This window comes from Nonomuraea sp. NPDC049714 (genome assembly GCF_044465295.1).
Classification (GTDB): domain Bacteria; phylum Actinomycetota; class Actinomycetes; order Streptosporangiales; family Streptosporangiaceae; genus Nonomuraea.
Window position 1 is genome coordinate 508,996 of record NZ_JBITLM010000004.1, and the last position, 17,018, is coordinate 526,013.

Below are 17,018 nucleotides of genomic sequence, written 5' to 3' on the forward strand. Positions count from 1 at the left end.
GATTGTTGTCCCTTCGGTCGCCAGGTCAGCGCTGCGGATTGATCACCGATTTGACGGCGAGAGGGTCTCGCTCGCCGGCGAGCAGGGCCGCCTCGGAGTCGGCCAGCGCGAAGTGGCCGGTGACCAGGGTGTCCACGTCGACCCGCCCGGACGCGGCGAGCGCGATGGCGGTGGGCCAGGTGTTCGCGTAGCGGAAGGTGCCGGTGACCTCGATCTCGCGGCTCTGGATGTGGGTGAGCGGCAGCGGCAGCCCGTCGTCGCCCATCCCCACCAGCACCGCGCGGCCCGCCCTGGCCAGCGTACGGATGCCGTCGCCGGTCGCGCCCGGGTGGCCGGAGCACTCCAGCAGCACGGTGGGTTCGAGGCCCGCGTCGCGCAGCGAGGTCTCGCCGACGTTGATGGTCGCCGTCGCGCCCAGGTCCTCGGCGAGCTTGAGGCGGTGCGGGTTGAGGTCGGCCACCACGATCTCGGTGGCGCCGAACGCGCGGGCGCACTGGGTGGCGACCAGCCCGATCGGGCCGGCGCCGGTGATCAGGACCCGGCTGCCCGCGCCGACCTGCCCCTTGCGGTTGGCCCAGACGCCGACGGACAGCGGTTCGAGCAGCGCCGCCGCGTCGTCCGAGATCGTGTCCGGCACCGGGTGCGCGAACGCGGCGTGCACGGTGACGAACTCGGCGAGGGAGCCGTCGAACGGCGGCGTGGCGAAGAACCGCATGTCCGGGCAGAGGTTGTACCGTCCGGCGAGGCACTCGGAGCAGGTCAGGTCGGGCACGCCCGGCTCGACGGACACCCGCTGGCCGACCCGGGAGGCGTCCACGCCGGCTCCCACGCCGACGATGACGCCCCCGGACTCGTGGCCGAGCACCATGGGTCGTTCCACCACGAAGTCGCCGATCCGGCCGTGCTGGTAGTAGTGCACGTCGGACCCGCAGACCCCGACCGCCGTGATCCGCACCAGCACCTCGCCGGGCGCCGGCTGCGGTACGGGACGCTCCTCGATGGCCAACTGCTGGATTCCACGCAGGACCGCTGCCTGCATCGTGGTCATGATGTTCTCCTCGGCTACGCGCTGCTCGGGCTGGTACGGGGTGCGGGCGGACGCCCGCACCCGCCTATCCGGCCAGTTCTTCGTTGGCGATGTCGCCGGTCTTGAGGTTCGCCTCGATCAGCGCGGGCAGCTGGCCCAGGAACTCGTCCTTCTTGGTGACGACGTGCTCCATGTAGGTGTCCACGTTCTCGGGGGTGACCTGGGGCATCAGGTAGACCGGGTTCTTGTTGACCTCCTCGCCCTTGGCGATCTTGGCCGCCACGGCGAGTCCGGTGGCCAGCTCGACGGTGCCGTGCTGGAGGTTGGTGCCGATGAAGTCGCCGCTCTTGACGGCGTTCAGGCCGTCCTCGATGCCGTCGACCCCGACGATCGGGATCTTGAGGCCGGCCTCGCGGGTCGCCTGGAGTGCGCCCAGGCCCATGTCGTCGTTCTCCGCGACGATGCCGTCGATCTTGTCGCCGAAGCTGGACAGCCAGTTCTTCGTCTTGTTGACGGCCTCGTCGCGCTTCCAGTTGGCCGTGTCCTTGGCCAGGATCTTGATCCCGGGGTTCTTGGCCAGCACGTTCTCGATGCCCTTGGTACGGTCCAACTCGCCCGACTGACCCAGGGGGCCTTGCAGGACGACGATGTTGCCCTTGCCGCCGAGCTCGTCGGCCATCATCTGCATTTCCTGCTCGCCGGCCTTGACGTCGTCGGGCAGCACGGTGCCGGCGAGGTCACCGCTGGCGAGTCCGGCGTTCACGGCCAGGAAGGGGATGTCCTTCGCCTTGGCCGCGGCGACCTGCGGGCCGAGCGAGTCCGCCTGCACCGGGACGACCATGATCGCGTCGACGCCGGCGTTGATGAACTGGTCGACCTGGTTGGCCTGCGTGGCGACGTCCAGGTTGGCCGAGTTCCACAGGACTTCGATGTCGTTCGCCTTGGCGTAGGCGTCGATGCCCGCCTTGCCGGCGGTGATGAAGGACGACATGTCGTAGACGCTGATGCCGACGCGGACGCCGCTCGCGTCCGGCGCCCCGGCCTCACCGGTGTTGGCGCTGGTATCTCCGGCTCCGCAGGCGGAGGTGGCCAGCATGGCCACGCCCGCCGCCGCGGCGGCGAATGCACTCTTGATGCGCATGGAAACTCCTTGTACTGGGGGGTTGTTCGCTGGATGGATGTGGAAGGCCTGACGACGGTCAGACCCTGCGTTTGGCCGACCAGACGTCGACGGTGACGGCGGCGACGATCAGGGTGCCCTTGATGACGCTCTGCCAGTAAGCGGGCACCAAGAGGATGTCCAGGCCGTTGTTGAGGGTCTGGATCAGGAACAGGCCGAGCGCGGTGCCGATGATGCTGCCCCGGCCGCCCAGCAGGCTGGCGCCGCCGATGACGACGGCCGCGATGGCGTCCAGCTCGTAGCCCTGGCCGAGGTTGGGCGGGCCGGAGATGACCCGGGAGGCGAGCATCACGCCGGACAGGCCGGCGAGCAGGCCGCTCAGGGCGTAGACGCTGAACAGGATCCGGGTGGTCTTGACACCGGCGATCTGCGCGGCGACGGGGTTGCCGCCCACCGCGTACACGCGCATGCCGTAGGAGGTCCGCTTCATGATCAGGGCCAGCGCCAGGATGCCGACGATCATGACGATGACCGGGATCTGCAGGCCGAGGATCTGGTTGTTGGCGATCTCGCCGAAGTTCTGCGGCAGGCCGTTGATCGGCGCGCCCTGGCCCACGACGTACGCCAGCCCGGACGCCGTGGTGAGCATGCCGAGCGTGGCGATGAAGGGCGGCACGTTCACCTTAGAGACCAGGAAGCCGTTGATCGCGCCGGCGGCGAGCCCGACGAGCATGGCGACCACGAGCGACAGCCACAGGCGTTCGGGATGGTCCTTGACCGTCGCCGCCGCCGCCATCGCGCTGAGCGCGATCACGCTGCCTACTGACAGGTCGATGCCGCCGGTGAGGATGACCAGCGTCTGACCCAGCGCGATGAGGGCGAAGGGGGCCGCGGCGATGGCGATCGTCTGCAGGTTGTCGGGGGTGCCGAAGCGCGCGCTCCGGTAGCTGAAGTACGCGATGATCAGCAGCATCACCCACACCATGGCGTGGCGGATCAACTGGTCGCGGACCCACGGTCCGGAGGGGCGCCAGGCCAGGAGCCCCGCGGCCGTTCCTCTGTCCGGCGCTGACTCCTGCGGGGTCATCGGCCGTCCTCCTTGCTTGCTGTCGGGGTGGGTTGGCGATCCGGGGGCGGTGGATCGGCCGAGCCGGGGCTCAGGCCCGCGGCCAGCCGGAAGATCGAGTCCTGGACGTTCGGTGCGGACAGGTCGTCGCGGCTCAGCTCGCCCGCGACCGCTCCGCCGCGCATGACGAGCGCGCGGTGCGCGAGGCTGAGGATCTCCGGCATGTCGGAGGAGGCCATGACCACGGCCATCCCGGAGGCCGCCAGTTCGGTGATGATGCGGTAGATCTCGCTGCGGGCGCCGACGTCCACGCCCCGGGTGGGCTCGTCGAGCAGCAGGACGTTCACGTGGCCGGTCAGCCAGCGTGCCAGGACCACCTTCTGCTGGTTGCCGCCGGAGAGGGTGCCGACCTGCTGGGACAGGCCGCGGCTGCGCAGCTTCACCGAGTCCATCGCGGCGCCGACCTTCTTGGTGCGCTCGCGTTGCCGCAGCCAGCCGCCGAGGGTGAAACCCGACAGGCGCGGCAGTGAGCCGTTGTCCAGCACGTTCATGGACAGCACGGCCCCGGCTCCCTTGCGGTCCTCCGGCACCAGGGCCATGCCGTGGGTGATCGCGGCGGCGGGGGCGTTGCGCTTGACCGGCTTGCCGGCGACGGTGATGGCGCCCTCGGTGCTCTTGCGCACGCCGAAGATCGCCTCAAGCAGCTCGGTCCGGCCTGCGCCGACGAGGCCGGCCAGCCCGAGGATCTCGCCGCGGCGCACGGTCAGGTCCACCGGCCGCGCGTAGCCGCTCACCTGCAGCCCGCTGACCTGCAGGGCGACCTCGTCGCCCGCCGGGTGCAGCGTGGGGAAGAAGTCCTGCAACTCGCGGCCGATCATCGCGTGCACGATGTCGTCGTCGCTGATCTCGCCGATCGGCCGGTCCAGGACCAGCCCTCCGTCACGCAGGACGACCACCCGGTCGGCCAGGGCGCGGATCTCCTCCATCTTGTGGGTGGTGTAGAGCATGGCGACGCCCTGCTCGCGCAGCTTGCCCACCACGGCGTACAGGCGGTCGACCTCGCGCTCGGAGATGGCGGAGCTGGGCTCGTCCAGGAGCAGGACCTTCGCGCCACCGGTCGTGCTCTTGGCGATCTCCACGAGCTGGCGCAGGCCGACCGGCAGCCGCCGCATCGTGGCCTGCGGATCGATCTCGACGCCGAACACGTCCAGGATCTCGCGCGCCCTGCGGGCCATCGCGCGCCGGTCGAGCAGCCCGGCCCGGGTACGGATCTCCCGCCCGATGAACAGGTTCTCGTACACCTTCATGTCCATGATCGGCGCGAGCTCCTGCGGGATGATCGCGACTCCCTGCCGGTGAGCCGCCTGCGGGTCCCCCTGGGGCAACGGCTCACCGCCGACCAGGACCTGGCCCCGGTCGGGCCGCACCTGACCGGACGCGATCTTCATCATCGTCGACTTGCCGGCGCCGTTCTCACCCGCCAGCGCGGTCACGGAACCGGCCGTGAGAGTCAGAGAGACGCCCTTCAGTACGGGCACGCCGCCAAATGCCTTGGCCAGATCCCGGCACTCCAAAGCGACATCTTCCACGACTGATCTCCAGACCCGGCCTCGGCGGCTCGGTGTGCGGTGGGGCCCGCTCCTCGGACGGTGGCCGTCCGGCAGGTCGGCCGCCACCCTCCGGGCTCCCGGACGGGACCCGTAGTTGTTGTTTCATGTGAACATCACACGAAGCGACATCCCCACGTCAAGAGGACGTTGCCCACTTGTTACATCTGACAGAAGGTGCGGCGAAGCCGACATCCCACCGGTCGGGGCCGCAAATCCCCTGGTGGGCGGGCCTTGAAGTCATCCGCCGGATCATTTATCGTTCACACGCCAGCAGGCGGACGCTGTCTCCAGCCGAACCCACCTGTGTGACAATTGACAAGATTGAACACCGAAGGAGACGGAGACGGCATGGTCGTCAGGAGCACCGTGAACCTCGAAAGCAGACGTCAGGCGCTCGCCGACCTGCTTTCGTCCAGCGGCAGCCTGCGCATCGAGGACCTGGCCGCCCGCTTCGAAGTCAGCACCATGACGATCCGCAGGGACCTCCAAGCACTGGAGGACGAGGGCTTGGTCCGCCGGGTGCGCGGCGGCGCGGTCAGCTCGGCGCAGCCCTTCGAGGCACGCCGGACCCGCGCCGGGCGGGCGAAGGAGGAGATCGCGCGGAAGCTGACCAGCCTGGTGCCCTCGGGCGGGGTGGGGATCTGCATGGACGCCTCCTCCACGCTGTGCGTCCTCGCCGGTTCGATGCCCCGCTCGGAGAACCTGTCCGTGGTCACCGACGGCATCGAGACCTTCCTGACCCTGACCCGCGACCCCCTCGTGCACGCGTACCTGACCGGCGGCCAGAAGGACCCCAACGCCGGCAGCCTCATCGGCCCGGTCGCCTCCCTGGCGCTGAAGCAGTTCTCCTTCGCGCGCGCCTTCCTGTCCGCCGCCGCGGTGGACCCGCACTTCGGCACCAGCGAGTTCAGCGCCGAGGAGTGCGAGATCAAGCGGCTCATGGCCGAGCTGTCGGACCACGTCGTCATGGCCGTGGACTCACAGAAGCTCGGCACGGGCGCCGCCGCCCGCTGCCTGCCCTGGGACGGCATCGACCTGATGGTCACCGAACTCGACGTCTCCGACGACCGCCTCGACCCCTACCGCGACCACGTCGAACTCCTCTGACCCCGGCGGCGACCATCGGCCGGGGCCGCGACGGTCGCCCGCGCCTCAGGGGACGCGGGCGACCGTGGCTCAACTGACGGCCGGGCCCGGGATCGGGGTGTAGCCGCCGAACTTGTGCGGCGGCAGGACGGTGGGGCTGGGCTCGACGTTCAGGCCCAGGGATCCGCCGGCGAGGCGGGCCAACAGGAACCCGGTGCCGGGGGCGTTGGGACCGGTGCCGAACGCCGCCGGGTTGCCGGTGACCGTGCCGTCGATCCGTTCGAAGCCGCGGTAGACCGCGTCGGAAGAGGTCGCCTTGTTGACGTAGAGGGCGTTGTCGGTGCCCCGGCTGTAGAGGGCGGTGACATTGGGCTGGGAGCTCAAGGCGATGTCGCTGGTGACGGTGCCGCCGAGCGACCTCCAGGTGTACGGAATGCTGAACAGGTTGAGCGTCCAGAGACCATTGTCCGCGCCCCGGGCGGCGATGAAGCCGCCGCCGAAGACGGCGTCCTCGGCCACGGCGATGTTGCTGGTGACCTGCAGTTCGCCGAGCGGCTCGAAACCGGTGACGCCACTGGCGCTCACCCTGTTGACGTAGACGCGGTGGTCGGCCCCCCGGATGAACACCCGGACGGTGTCGTTCGGGAAGGCGAAGGTGCGGGCGGCGGTGATGTCGCTGGTGGCGAAGCCGCCGAGGCTGCTCCAGCCACTCCACGCGCCGCCGTTGAGGTTGTTGGTCCACACGGCGCCGTCAGTGCCGCGGGCGAAGATCCGCAGGCTGCCCGCCGGTGCGAGGTTGGGCACAAGCGCCTCGACGTCGCCGGTGACCGTCAGACCGGGCACCTGTGCGTAGCCGGAGACGGCGCCGGAGGGGGTGATCGTGTTGGTGTACACCTGGTCGTCGGTGCCGCGGACGAAGAAGTGGGTGCCTGCGGAGGTCACCACCACCGACGGGTCGCCGACGATCGCCCCGCCAAGCGACTGGAGGGGACCGAAGGCGGAGCCCGAGCGGGCACTGTACAGCAGCGAGCCATCGGCGCCGCGTACGGCGACGCCGGTCACGGTGGGCTGGAAGGCGCGGTCGTAGGCCACGGCGGGAGTGCCGAGGTCGGGCAGGTCGGCCGCGTAGGACGGCGGCACGGCGGCGGCGAAGGACGCGGGCGCCAGAACGCCTACGGCGACGGCCAGGATCACGCCTGCCGTCAGGGTCTTGCGTAACCAGTGAGGCTGAGTCATCGAAGTCCCTTCTTGGAGAGGTGACTTCAATTCGTTCCTGGACGGCGTCTGGATCACTGACGGCGCGAAAGGATCGCGGCTGTCAGGGCCTCGCGTCTGCGGCACCCTCGGCCGGCTGAAAGCCTCCCCCGCGCCGTCCAACACCGAGCGGCTGGCCCCCGTCGTCATCGAAGCGCTGCGCCAGGTGGGTCAGTGACTGCTGAGCCGGCCGGCGAGCGTGTCGTGCAGTGCGGCGCTGGGCTGGTTGAGGCCGATGATGGTGACCTTCTTGCCGCGGGCGGCGTACTTGGTCTCCACCGCGTCCAGGGCGGCGACGGAGGAGGCGTCCCAGATGTGCGCGTCGGTGAGGTCGATGACGACGTCGTCGGGGTCGGTGGCGTAGGAGAACTGGTAGACCAGGTCGTTGCTGGAGGCGAAGAACAGCTCGCCGGTGACCGCGTAGACGACCTGCCTGCCGTCGGGGTCCAGGCAGGCGGTGACGTTGGCCAGGTGGGCGACGCGACGGGCGAAGATGACCATGGCGGTCAGGCTGCCGACGACCACGCCGATGGCCAGGTTGTGGGTGGCGACGACCACGGCGACGGTGATGACCATGACGCTGATCTCGCCCCACGGCATCCGCCTGAGGGTGGCCGGGGCGATGGAGTGCCAGTCGAAGGTGCCGACCGAGACCAGGATCATGACGGCGACCAGGGCGGCCATCGGGATCTGCGACACCCACGGGCCGAAGACGATGCACAGCACCATGAGCAGCACGCCGGCGGCGAAGGTGGAGATCCGGGTGCGGGCGCCGTTCTTCACGTTGATCATCGTCTGGCCGATCATGGCGCAGCCGCCCATGCCGCCGAAGCAGCCGGTGACGATGTTGGCGACGCCCTGGCCGATGGACTCGCGGGTCTTGTTGGAGTGGGTGTCGGTGATGTCGTCGACGAGCTTGGCGGTCATCAGCGACTCCATCAGCCCGACGAGCGCGAACGCGATGGCGTACGGCATGAGCAGGGTGAGGGTGTCGAGCGTGAACGGCACGTCGGGCAGGCCCGGGACGGGCAGCGAGGACGGCAGGACGCCCTTGTCGCCCACGGTCGGCACGGCCAGGCCGGCGCCGAGCGTGATCGCGGTCAGGATGGCGATGGACACCAGCGGCGCGGGCACGGCCCGGGTGATGTGCGGGAAGAACACCATCAGCGCCAGTCCGCCGATGACCAGCGGGTAGACCACCCACGGGACGCCGGTGAGCTCCGGCACCTGGGCCATGAAGATGAGGATGGCCAGCGCGTTGACGAAGCCGACCATCACGCTGCGCGGCACGAACCGCATCAGCTTGGCCACCCCCAGCGCACCCAGCACCACCTGGAGAACGCCGCCGAGAATGACCACGGCGACCAGGTGACCGAGCCCGTACTCGCGGGCCAGCGGCGCCACCACCAGCGCGATCGCGCCGGTCGCCGCCGAGATCATGGCCGAGCGCCCGCCCACGACGGAGATGACCACGGCCATGGTGAACGAGGCGAACAACCCGACGCTGGGATCCACCCCGGCGATGATCGAGAACGAGATCGCCTCGGGGATCAGCGCCAGCGCCACCACCAGGCCGGACAGCAGCTCCACACGCAGCACGCGGGGCGTCAGGTGACGGAGATCGGGCAAGGACGGACGGCGCGCGAACACGCCGGAACGAGCAGACAACAGCACATCCCTACAGGCGGGCGGAGACCGGGCACGGCGTGACCGATGCATGAACGAGAAGGCCGGACGCGCGCTACCGCCCAGGCTCACGCAGGAGTGTGGCGGGCATGTGACGCGGCGGTGTCGCCGTCGTGTCGAGCAGGCTCGCAGAGGAGCGCGTCCTCACCAAAGGTACCCTGACGTAAGGGTTAGAGTCAGGCGATCGCAGCGTGACAAAGGTCTCACCCGGTCAGGCGAAGGGTTCGGCCCGCATCCGCTGACGGCGCAGTTGCTCACCGAACTCCCTGGCCATGGCCAGCTGCTCCCGCAGCTTGTCAGCCCGCTCGGCCACCGCGCGCTCGAACATCTGCAGCCGGCTGATCAGCGTCGGATCGTCGTCCCCGGCGCCGAGCCGGTCGGTGATCTCCAGCAGGTCACGCATCTCCTCCAGGCTGAACCCGAGCGGCTTCATCCGCTTGATCAGGGCCAGCCGGCCGATGTCGGTCTCGCTGTAGAGGCGGAAGCCGCCGGGCGTGCGCTCGGGCACCACCAGGCCGACCTCCTCGTAGTGCCGGATCGTCCGCAAGGACAGCCCGAGCCGCTCGGCCACCTCGCCGATCTGCACCAGCCCGTCCGGCATCCGTCCTCCACATCGAGTTCGCCCGTACGCATGCTCCTGGGCAAAACCTACCCTTACGTCAGCTTAACCTTTGGCGAGCTTCGGAGAAGGAGCCGAAAGGTTCTGCTGACGATACCCCGCTTGCCGACACCGGCCTCGTCCTGACGAAGCGGGCGGCGCCGGCCAGGGCCACCCGAACTCCGGGGCTGGACCACGGGAATATCATCGATTATCGTCGATCAACGATGGCTAGTGAGGAGATCCGCCATGGCACACGATGAAGTCGTCCAGCGCTACTCCGGTCTCGCCCGTGCCGCGCTGACCGGCGAGACCGTCGTCGACTGCGCCACCGACGAGTTCGGCGAGGGCCGCTTCGGCACCGCCGGCTACGACGACACCTCAGGCCTGCCCGGAGGCGCGCTCAGGGCCAGCCTCGGCTGCGGCAACCCCGTCGCCGTGGCCGAGCTGCGCGCCGGGGAGACCGTGCTGGACCTGGGCTCCGGCGGCGGCATCGACGTGCTGCTCTCGGCCCGCCGGGTGGGTTCGCACGGCAAGGCCTACGGGCTGGACGCCAGCCCCGACATGATCGAGCTGGCCCGGCGCAACGCGGCGGAGGCGGGCGCGGCGAACGTGGAGTTCCTGCACGGCACGATCGAGGACATCCCGCTCCCCGGCCGAACGGTCGACGTGATCATCTCCAACTGCGTGGTCAACCTGTCCGACGACAAGGCGGCCGTCCTCTCCGAGGCGTTCCGGGTGCTGCGGCCCGGCGGCCGCCTGGGGATCAGCGACGTGGTCACCGACGGCGACACCGATCCCGTACGGCGTACAGCCGCCGAACGCCGGGTGGGCTGCGAAGCCGGCGCCCTCAGCGTGCCGGAGTACCGGGACCTGCTGCGCGCGACCGGGTTCGTCGGTGCGACGATCGCCCTCACCGCGGATCACGGCGATGGCGTGCACTCCGCGATCGTCCAGGCGGCCAAGCCCGCCATCGGCCCCGGCCTGGAGATCCGCCCGATGCGTGACGCCGACGCCGAGCAGGTGCTCGCCATCTATCAGCTGGGCCTGGACACCGGACAGGCGAGCTTCGAGACCACCGCGCCGAGCTGGGAGGCCTTCACCGCGAACAGACCGGCGAACCTACGCCACGTCGCCGTCGACACCGAGACCGGCGACGTCGTGGCCTGGGTGGCCGCCTCGCCGGTCTCCAGCCGGCCGGTCTACGCGGGTGTCGTCGAGCACAGCATCTACGTCCACCCCGGCTGCCAGGCCCACGGCATCGGCCGCTCGCTGCTCGCCGCCTTCATCGCCGCATCGGAAGAGGCGGGTGTCTGGACCATCCAGTCCGGGATCTTCCCCGAGAACGCCGCCAGCCTCTCCCTGCACCAGGCGCTCGGCTTCCGGGTCGTCGGCACCCGCGAGCGGATGGGCCGCCACCACGGCGCCTGGCGTGACGTACTGCTCATCGAACGCCGCAGCGCGGTGGCCGGAGCCTGACCGGCACCCGATGTCATGAGCGACCGCCGACGATCGTGTGGTGATCGTCCGAGGTCCCGCGCCACTAGTGCTGCTACTGAGGCAGGCCCTGGTAGTCGGCCTGGCCGGCGATCTGTCCGCCGTCGCCGGCCACCTCGCTGCCGGTGACGAACCGGGCGTCGTCGCCGGCGAAGAAGAGCACGATCCCGGCAATGTCATCCGGCTCGCCGACCCGGCCCAGCGCGACGTTGCTGGTGTCGAAAGTGACGCCGGCGGTCATCGGGGTCCTGATCTGCCCGGGGTGGACGGCATTCACTCGGATCCCATACGCGCCCAACTCCAGCGCGGCGGTCTTGGTCAGGCCACGGACCGCCCACTTGGAGACGACGTAGCCGGACATCCTCGGCACCCCCTGCAACGCTCCGACGGAACCGATGTTGACGATCGATCCACCGCCCGCCCGTTTCATGACCGGGACCACGGCCTGGATACCGTTGAAGACACCGATCAGGTTCACATCCAGCGTGCGTTGCAGCCGCGCGGCGTCCCACTGCTCCAGGGGAGCCGGATCCGCGATGCCCGCATTGTTGACCAGGATGTCGACGGAGCCGAACCGCATTTCGGTCCGGTCGACGACCAGGGCCCACTCTTCCGGAGACCGGACGTCGAGCTTCTCGATGATGGCATGTGGTCCGAGTTCGTCGGCGAGAGCCTGCGCCGCGGCGACGTTCACGTCGGCGATGACCACGTTCGCGCCCTCGGCGACGAGCCGCCGGACGACCGCGCCGCCCATCCCCATCGCGCCGCCGGTGACCAACGCCGTCTTTCCCCCTACTCGCCCCATGGCGAGCTCCTTTCCTGCGCCCTGCGACCCTCTCCGACGGTGTCGAAGGTTGACGCGTCAACTCATTGAATATAAGTCATTGAACATCAGTCAATCAAGTACTCACTTCAATGATGACCAGGCGCGGCATCGACATCTCACGCGAGTGCCCCAAGCCGTGGACCGAGGAGATCGTCGCGATCACCATGGGCTGCGGCGGCGCCTGCCCGGCCTACCCCGACCTGACCCACTGCCACGAGCATGAATAGATGTATGTCAATATAGACAGGAGTCGACTTCGACCGAGGTCTATCCGGGGAGATCGCATGGAACTGCTCGAACTCCTGGAGTGCAGCCCGCCGCTGGCACGCGAACCGCTCGACGCCGAGCAGGCCGCGGGGGTGGCGCGGGTGTTCAAGGCGCTGGGCGATCCCGTACGGCTGCGCATTCTGTCGATCGTGGCCAGCCGTGAAGGCGGCGAGGTGTGCGTCTGTGACATCACCGACGCCTTCGAGCTGTCCCAGCCGACGATCAGCCATCACCTGAAGGTGCTCAAGGAGGTCGGCCTGCTCACCTCCGAGCGGCGTGCCTCCTGGGTCTACTACCGGCTGGTGCCCGAGACGCTCGCCGACCTGTCGGCGCTGCTCAACACGCCCGCCACGGTCTAGGAGGCTGGATGTCGTCCACGACCGTCCCGGCCAAGAGCTCAGGTGTGGTCGGCGGGCTGTCCACGCTGGACCGGTTCCTGCCGGTGTGGATCGGCCTGGCGATGGCGGCCGGGCTCCTGCTCGGGCGGCAGGTGCCCGGGCTGGACACGGCGCTGGAAGCGGTGAAGGTCGGCGAGATCTCGCTGCCCATCGCGCTCGGCCTGCTGCTGATGATGTATCCGGTGCTGGCCAAGGTCCGCTACGACCGGCTCGACACGGTCACCGGCGACCGTCGCATGCTGGTGGCGTCCCTGGTGCTGAACTGGATCGCCGGCCCGGCGCTGATGTTCGCGCTGGCCTGGGCCCTGCTGCCGGACCTGCCCGAGTACCGCACCGGTCTGATCATCGTCGGGCTCGCCCGGTGCATCGCCATGGTGCTCATCTGGAACGACCTGGCCTGCGGCGACCGCGAGGCCGCCGCCGTCCTGGTCGCCATCAACTCCGTCTTCCAGGTGATCGCCTTCGGCGTGCTGGGCTGGTTCTACCTGGAGGTCCTGCCCGGCTGGCTCGGCCTGGCGGAGGCGGCCCTGGACGTCTCGATGTGGGACATCGCCCAGTACGTACTGATGTTCCTCGGCATCCCCCTCCTGGCCGGGTACCTGTCCCGCAAGCTCGGCGAGAGGTCCAGGGGCCGGGAGTGGTACGAGACCCGCTTCCTGCCGAGGATCGGCCCGATCGCGCTGTACGGCCTGCTGTTCACCATCGTCATCCTGTTCGCCCTGCAGGGCCACACGATCAGCGAGCGGCCCCTGGACGTGGCCCGCATCGCGCTGCCGCTGCTGGCCTACTTCGCGCTCATGTGGGGCGGCTCCTTCCTGGCCGGACGCGCCATCGGACTCGGGTACGACCGCACCACCACGCTCGCCTTCACCGCGGCCGGCAACAACTTCGAGCTGGCCATCGCGGTCGCGGTCGGCGTCTTCGGCGTCACCTCCGGCCAGGCGCTCGCCGGCGTCGTCGGCCCGCTCATCGAGGTGCCCGTCCTGGTCGCCCTGGTCTACGTCAGCCTGTGGGGCCGACGCCTGTTCAGCGAGGAGCCCACCCATGCCTAGTGTCCTGTTCGTCTGCGTCCACAACGCCGGCCGCTCCCAGATGGCCGCCGGCTGGCTCACCCACCTGGCCGGGGACCGCGTCGAAGTCCGCTCAGCCGGATCCGCGCCCGCCGACCGGATCAACCCCATCGCCGTCGAGGCCATGGGCGAGGTGGGCATCGACATCACCGGCCGGCAGCCCGAGATCCTTACGCCCGAGGCCGTCCAGGCCAGCGACGTGGTCATCACCATGGGCTGCGGCGACGCCTGCCCGATCTTCCCGGGCAAGCGGTATGAGGACTGGAAGCTGGACGACCCGGCCGGTCAGGGCATCGAGGCCGTACGGGAGATCCGCGATGACATCCGGGCTCGAATCGAGCGGCTCGTCAGTGAGCTGCTCCCGGCATGAGCGGTTCGCGCGGTCCAGCGGTCACACAGGGGTGAGCTCCAGCTCACCCGGCCTGCTGGGCGCGGGCTCGGTCAGCGGCGCGAACAGGGCGCCCAGCTTGTTCACCGCCTCGGGAACGATCCGGTAGTAGACCCAGGTGCCGCGTCGTTCGCCGTCGATCAGGCCCGCCGTGCGCAACACCTTGAGGTGGTGGGAGATCGTGGGGGCGGTCAGGTCGAAGGCGTCGGTGAGGTCGCACACGCAGGCCTCGCCGCCGGCGTGGGAGCCGATCATCGACAGCAGGCGCAGCCGTACGGGGTCGGCGACGGCCTTGAGCATGACGGCGAGCTCGCCGGCGTCGGTCTCCGACAGCGGCTCGCGCGCGATCGGCGCGCAGCACTGGATCGTGACGGCGGTCATGCGGCACCCCTTAATTCGAAATCCATCGAAATTATACGCGATGGTAGGCGACCAAGGCCAACGCGGCGATCACGCAGGCCGTGGCCACCGCGCCCATCACCCAGGCATAGCCTGCCGCCTGCGCGAGCGCGACCGCTCCCAGCGGGGCCAGGGCCTTGTCGGCGACGGCGAATGCGGCGATCCGGCCCGCCAACGAGGCGTAGGCGGCGGTGCCGTACCGGCCGACCAGCAGGTGCGGCAGGGTGATGGAGGCGATGCCGAAGCCCAGCCCGAACAGCAGCACAGCGCCGATCGCGCCCGGCACCGTCCGCCCGACCAGCGGCAGGAGCACGGCGGCGACGCCCTGGAAGGCGAAGATCGTGGCCGCGATGAGCGCGGCGGGCATGCGGGTCTGCAGGCCGGTGGCGATGAGCCGTCCGGTGACCGACAGTACGCCGAGGAGGCCGGCCAGGGTGGCGGCCAGGACCGGCGAGTGGCCCAGATGAACGAGATAGGTGATGAGCAGGACCGCCATCACGGCCACCGCGCCGCCGTTTGCGGTGAAGGCGATCACCAGCAGCCAGAACGGCCGCCGGCGCGTGGCCGCCCTGACGATCTCGGCACGCTCCCGCGCTCTGGCGGGCGCCTGCCTGGCATGGGTACGGCGACGCAGGACGAGCGCGTGCAGGGGAATCGCGGCCAAGCCGTAGATCAGGGCCAGGACGACGACGGCATGCCGCCAGCCGTACCACTCCACCAGCAGGCCGGTGAGCGGCAGGAAGATCGCGGAGGCGAACCCGGCGACGACGGTGACCGCCAGCAGCGCGTTGGCCCGGCTCCGCGCGTGGGCAGGGCCGTCGAACCAGCTGACGATGACGGCGAAGGCCGCCTCGTACAACACCATCGCGCACGCGACGCCGATCGCGGCGAAGACGGCGTACAGCTGCGGCACGCTCTCCACCCGCGACCAGGCCAGCACGGCGACCGCGCCGAGCAGCGACCCGGCGGTCATGAGGCCACGGCCACCGCGCGCGTCCAGCCGGCGGCCGACCAGCGGGGCGCAGAGCGCGGCGATCAGGATCGAGAGGGTCAGCGCGGCGGCGATCTGGGCGTTGGTGGCGTGCAGGTCGCGAGCCATCGGCGCGAGGAAGACGGAGAAGGCGTAGTACAGCACGCCGTACCCGATGGTCTGAGTGACGGCCAGCGCGGCGACGATGCGCCGGCCGTGACCGGAACGCGGCTGACCGCCGCCCCTGGCGTCAGGAGCGGCGGTCGGGGAGGCGGAGCTCACCCCGGGGCGCCGGAGTGGGCGGCGGTGGGGCAGCCGTCTGACATGTCGATCCTTCTTTCAGCCGCAGCAGCCGCCGCCGTCGTTGGCGGCGCCCACGGTGGCGAGCGGCAGTGGGGTGGCGAGCAGGCCGCCGCTGATGCCGGTGGCCAGGCCGACGCGCTGCTCCTGGGCCTCGGCGAGGTTGGAGGAGCACACGCCGGTCTCCGGCAGGTCGAGCCGCACCTCGCGGGCCGCCTCCCAGTCGCCCGCGATGGCCGCGACGACCGAGCGGACCTGCTCATAGCCGGTGGCCATCAGGAACGTCGGGGCGCGGCCGTAGCTCTTGACGCCGACCGCGTAGTAGCCCGGTTCGGGGTGGGACAGCTCGTCGACGCCGTGGGCGGGGACGGTGCCGCAGGAGTGCTGGTTGGGGTCGATCAGCGGGGCCAGCCGCCGGGTCGACCCGAGGATCGGGTCCAGGTCCAGGCGCAGCTCGGAGGCGATGGAGTGGTCCGGGCGGTAGCCGGTCGCGGCCACGATGCGGTCCACGGTGACCGACTGCTCCGCGCCGGACGGATCACGGCTGACCACGCTCACCTGGTCGCCGTCGCGGGTGACGGAGTGGACGAAGAAGCCGGTCACCAGCTGGATGCGGCCGGACTCGACGTGGGCGCGCAGGCGGGTGCCGAGCGCGCCACGGGCGGGCAGCGCGTCGGCCCCGCCGCCGCCATAGGCACGCCCTGCGCTGCCTCCGCGGATCGCCCAGGTGATCCGGACATCCTCCAGCTGGGCCAGGGCGAGCAGGGTGGTGGCCGCCGAGTGGCCGGCGCCCACGACCAGGGTGTGCCGGCCTTCGTAGCGGTCACGGTCGGCGCCGAGCACGTCGGGGAGCGCGTGGTCGACCAGCTCGCTCGCCGCCGCTTCGCCGTGGGCGGGCAGGCCGCCGGCGCCCAGCACGTTCGGGCTGGTGTAGGTGCCGGAGGCGTCGATGATCGCGCCGGCCCGCAGCTCCTCGCCGTCGTCGAGGCGGATCAGGAACGGGACGTTCTCGCGGCCGTTGGTCCGGACCCGGTCGTAGCCGAGGCGGCTGATCGCGCTCACCCTGGCGCCCAGCCGTACCCGGTCACCGAAGAGCTTGGCCAGCGGGGCGAGATAGTCCGAGATCAGCTCGGCGCCGGTGGGCAGCCACTCGGGGTCCGGCTCGCTCCAGCCGCCGGCCTCCAGCAGCCGCTTGGCGGCGGCGTCGATGTCGAACTTCCACGGGCTGAACACCCGGACGTGACCCCACTGGGCGACCGAGGCGGCCACCTGCTCGCCGGCCTCCAGGACCAGGAAGTCACGGCCGCGCTCGGCCAGGTGGGCGGCGGCGGCCAGGCCGACGGGGCCGCCGCCGATCACCACGACCGGGTCGGACGGCGCTGACCGGGTGGCCGGGGTGGTGAACTGCTCGATCTCGATCGCGGCAGGGCCGCAGCATCCGTCGCTCATGACTGTT

General features: G+C 70.2%; 17 protein-coding genes. 6 read left to right on the forward strand and 11 right to left on the reverse strand.

The genetic code is table 11. The features are described from left to right. Positions 1-25 precede the first annotated feature (25 nt). From ACIBQX_RS20025 to ACIBQX_RS20040, 4 genes are all read right to left on the reverse strand, one after another. Positions 26-1,048, reverse strand: a complete 1,023-nt coding sequence (locus tag ACIBQX_RS20025; protein WP_397006470.1) for an NAD(P)-dependent alcohol dehydrogenase — start codon at positions 1,046-1,048, stop codon at positions 26-28. A gap of 64 nt (positions 1,049-1,112) precedes the next feature. Continuing rightward, complete coding sequence (locus tag ACIBQX_RS20030) at positions 1,113-2,168, reverse strand: substrate-binding domain-containing protein (RefSeq protein WP_397006472.1); 1,056 nt, start codon at positions 2,166-2,168, stop codon at positions 1,113-1,115. A gap of 58 nt (positions 2,169-2,226) precedes the next feature. After that, positions 2,227-3,234, reverse strand: a complete 1,008-nt coding sequence (locus tag ACIBQX_RS20035; protein WP_397006474.1) for an ABC transporter permease — start codon at positions 3,232-3,234, stop codon at positions 2,227-2,229. Then, on the reverse strand, positions 3,231-4,802 hold the full coding sequence (locus tag ACIBQX_RS20040) for a sugar ABC transporter ATP-binding protein (RefSeq protein ID WP_397006476.1): 1,572 nt from the start codon (positions 4,800-4,802) through the stop codon (positions 3,231-3,233). The genes ACIBQX_RS20035 and ACIBQX_RS20040 overlap by 4 nt, the downstream gene beginning before the upstream one ends. 369 nt (positions 4,803-5,171) lie before the next feature. Here ACIBQX_RS20040 and ACIBQX_RS20045 point away from each other — a divergent pair, with 369 nt between their 5' ends. Next, positions 5,172-5,930, forward strand: coding sequence for a DeoR/GlpR family DNA-binding transcription regulator (locus ACIBQX_RS20045; RefSeq protein ID WP_397006479.1), 759 nt, complete (start codon positions 5,172-5,174; stop codon positions 5,928-5,930). 69 nt (positions 5,931-5,999) lie between these two features. On the opposite strand, the gene ACIBQX_RS20050 is transcribed toward ACIBQX_RS20045, so the two are convergent. The 3 genes from ACIBQX_RS20050 to ACIBQX_RS20060 all read right to left on the reverse strand — a co-directional run bounded on the left by ACIBQX_RS20050 (position 6,000) and on the right by ACIBQX_RS20060 (position 9,450). Continuing rightward, entirely contained in the window at positions 6,000-7,145 is a 1,146-nt protein-coding gene (locus tag ACIBQX_RS20050; RefSeq protein ID WP_397006481.1) for a hypothetical protein, read from the reverse strand. 189 nt (positions 7,146-7,334) lie between these two features. Continuing rightward, positions 7,335-8,813: a SulP family inorganic anion transporter gene (locus ACIBQX_RS20055; protein WP_397006814.1), complete on the reverse strand. Its 1,479-nt coding sequence runs from the start codon at positions 8,811-8,813 to the stop codon at positions 7,335-7,337. 247 nt (positions 8,814-9,060) lie between these two features. Next, the gene (locus tag ACIBQX_RS20060) at positions 9,061-9,450 is read right to left on the reverse strand and encodes a MerR family transcriptional regulator (protein ID WP_397006483.1); all 390 of its coding nucleotides are present in this window, start codon (positions 9,448-9,450) and stop codon (positions 9,061-9,063) included. Positions 9,451-9,696: 246 nt separating this feature from the next. Here ACIBQX_RS20060 and ACIBQX_RS20065 point away from each other — a divergent pair, with 246 nt between their 5' ends. Continuing rightward, on the forward strand, positions 9,697-10,926 hold the full coding sequence (locus ACIBQX_RS20065; protein ID WP_397006485.1) for a GNAT family N-acetyltransferase: 1,230 nt from the start codon (positions 9,697-9,699) through the stop codon (positions 10,924-10,926). A gap of 73 nt (positions 10,927-10,999) precedes the next feature. Here ACIBQX_RS20065 and ACIBQX_RS20070 read toward each other — a convergent pair whose 3' ends face one another. Further along, positions 11,000-11,749, reverse strand: coding sequence for a glucose 1-dehydrogenase (locus ACIBQX_RS20070; protein WP_397006487.1), 750 nt, complete (start codon positions 11,747-11,749; stop codon positions 11,000-11,002). A gap of 110 nt (positions 11,750-11,859) precedes the next feature. On the opposite strand from ACIBQX_RS20070, the gene ACIBQX_RS20075 reads away from it, so the two are divergent. From ACIBQX_RS20075 to ACIBQX_RS20090, 4 genes are read left to right on the forward strand one after another with little or no spacing between them, the layout of a single operon-like run. Then, on the forward strand, positions 11,860-11,997 hold the full coding sequence (locus tag ACIBQX_RS20075; RefSeq protein ID WP_397006489.1) for a hypothetical protein: 138 nt from the start codon (positions 11,860-11,862) through the stop codon (positions 11,995-11,997). A 57-nt stretch (positions 11,998-12,054) separates the two neighbouring features. Next, on the forward strand, positions 12,055-12,396 hold the full coding sequence (locus ACIBQX_RS20080) for an ArsR/SmtB family transcription factor (RefSeq protein WP_397006491.1): 342 nt from the start codon (positions 12,055-12,057) through the stop codon (positions 12,394-12,396). An 8-nt stretch (positions 12,397-12,404) separates the two neighbouring features. Beyond that, positions 12,405-13,487, forward strand: coding sequence for an ACR3 family arsenite efflux transporter (gene arsB / locus ACIBQX_RS20085; RefSeq protein WP_397006493.1), 1,083 nt, complete (start codon positions 12,405-12,407; stop codon positions 13,485-13,487). After that, a complete protein-coding gene (locus ACIBQX_RS20090) occupies positions 13,480-13,875 on the forward strand; it encodes an arsenate reductase ArsC (RefSeq protein ID WP_397006495.1) in 396 nt (131 codons plus the stop codon). The genes arsB and ACIBQX_RS20090 overlap by 8 nt, the downstream gene beginning before the upstream one ends. Positions 13,876-13,896: 21 nt before the next feature. Here the strand turns inward: ACIBQX_RS20090 and ACIBQX_RS20095 are convergent, their stop codons facing one another. From ACIBQX_RS20095 to ACIBQX_RS20105, 3 genes are read right to left on the reverse strand one after another with little or no spacing between them, the layout of a single operon-like run. Then, complete coding sequence (locus ACIBQX_RS20095; protein ID WP_397006497.1) at positions 13,897-14,274, reverse strand: metalloregulator ArsR/SmtB family transcription factor; 378 nt, start codon at positions 14,272-14,274, stop codon at positions 13,897-13,899. Between the two features lie 31 nt (positions 14,275-14,305). After that, entirely contained in the window at positions 14,306-15,544 is a 1,239-nt protein-coding gene (locus ACIBQX_RS20100) for an MFS transporter (RefSeq protein ID WP_397006499.1), read from the reverse strand. 57 nt (positions 15,545-15,601) lie between these two features. Next, on the reverse strand, positions 15,602-17,011 hold the full coding sequence (locus ACIBQX_RS20105; RefSeq protein ID WP_397006501.1) for an FAD-dependent oxidoreductase: 1,410 nt from the start codon (positions 17,009-17,011) through the stop codon (positions 15,602-15,604). Positions 17,012-17,018 lie beyond the last annotated feature (7 nt).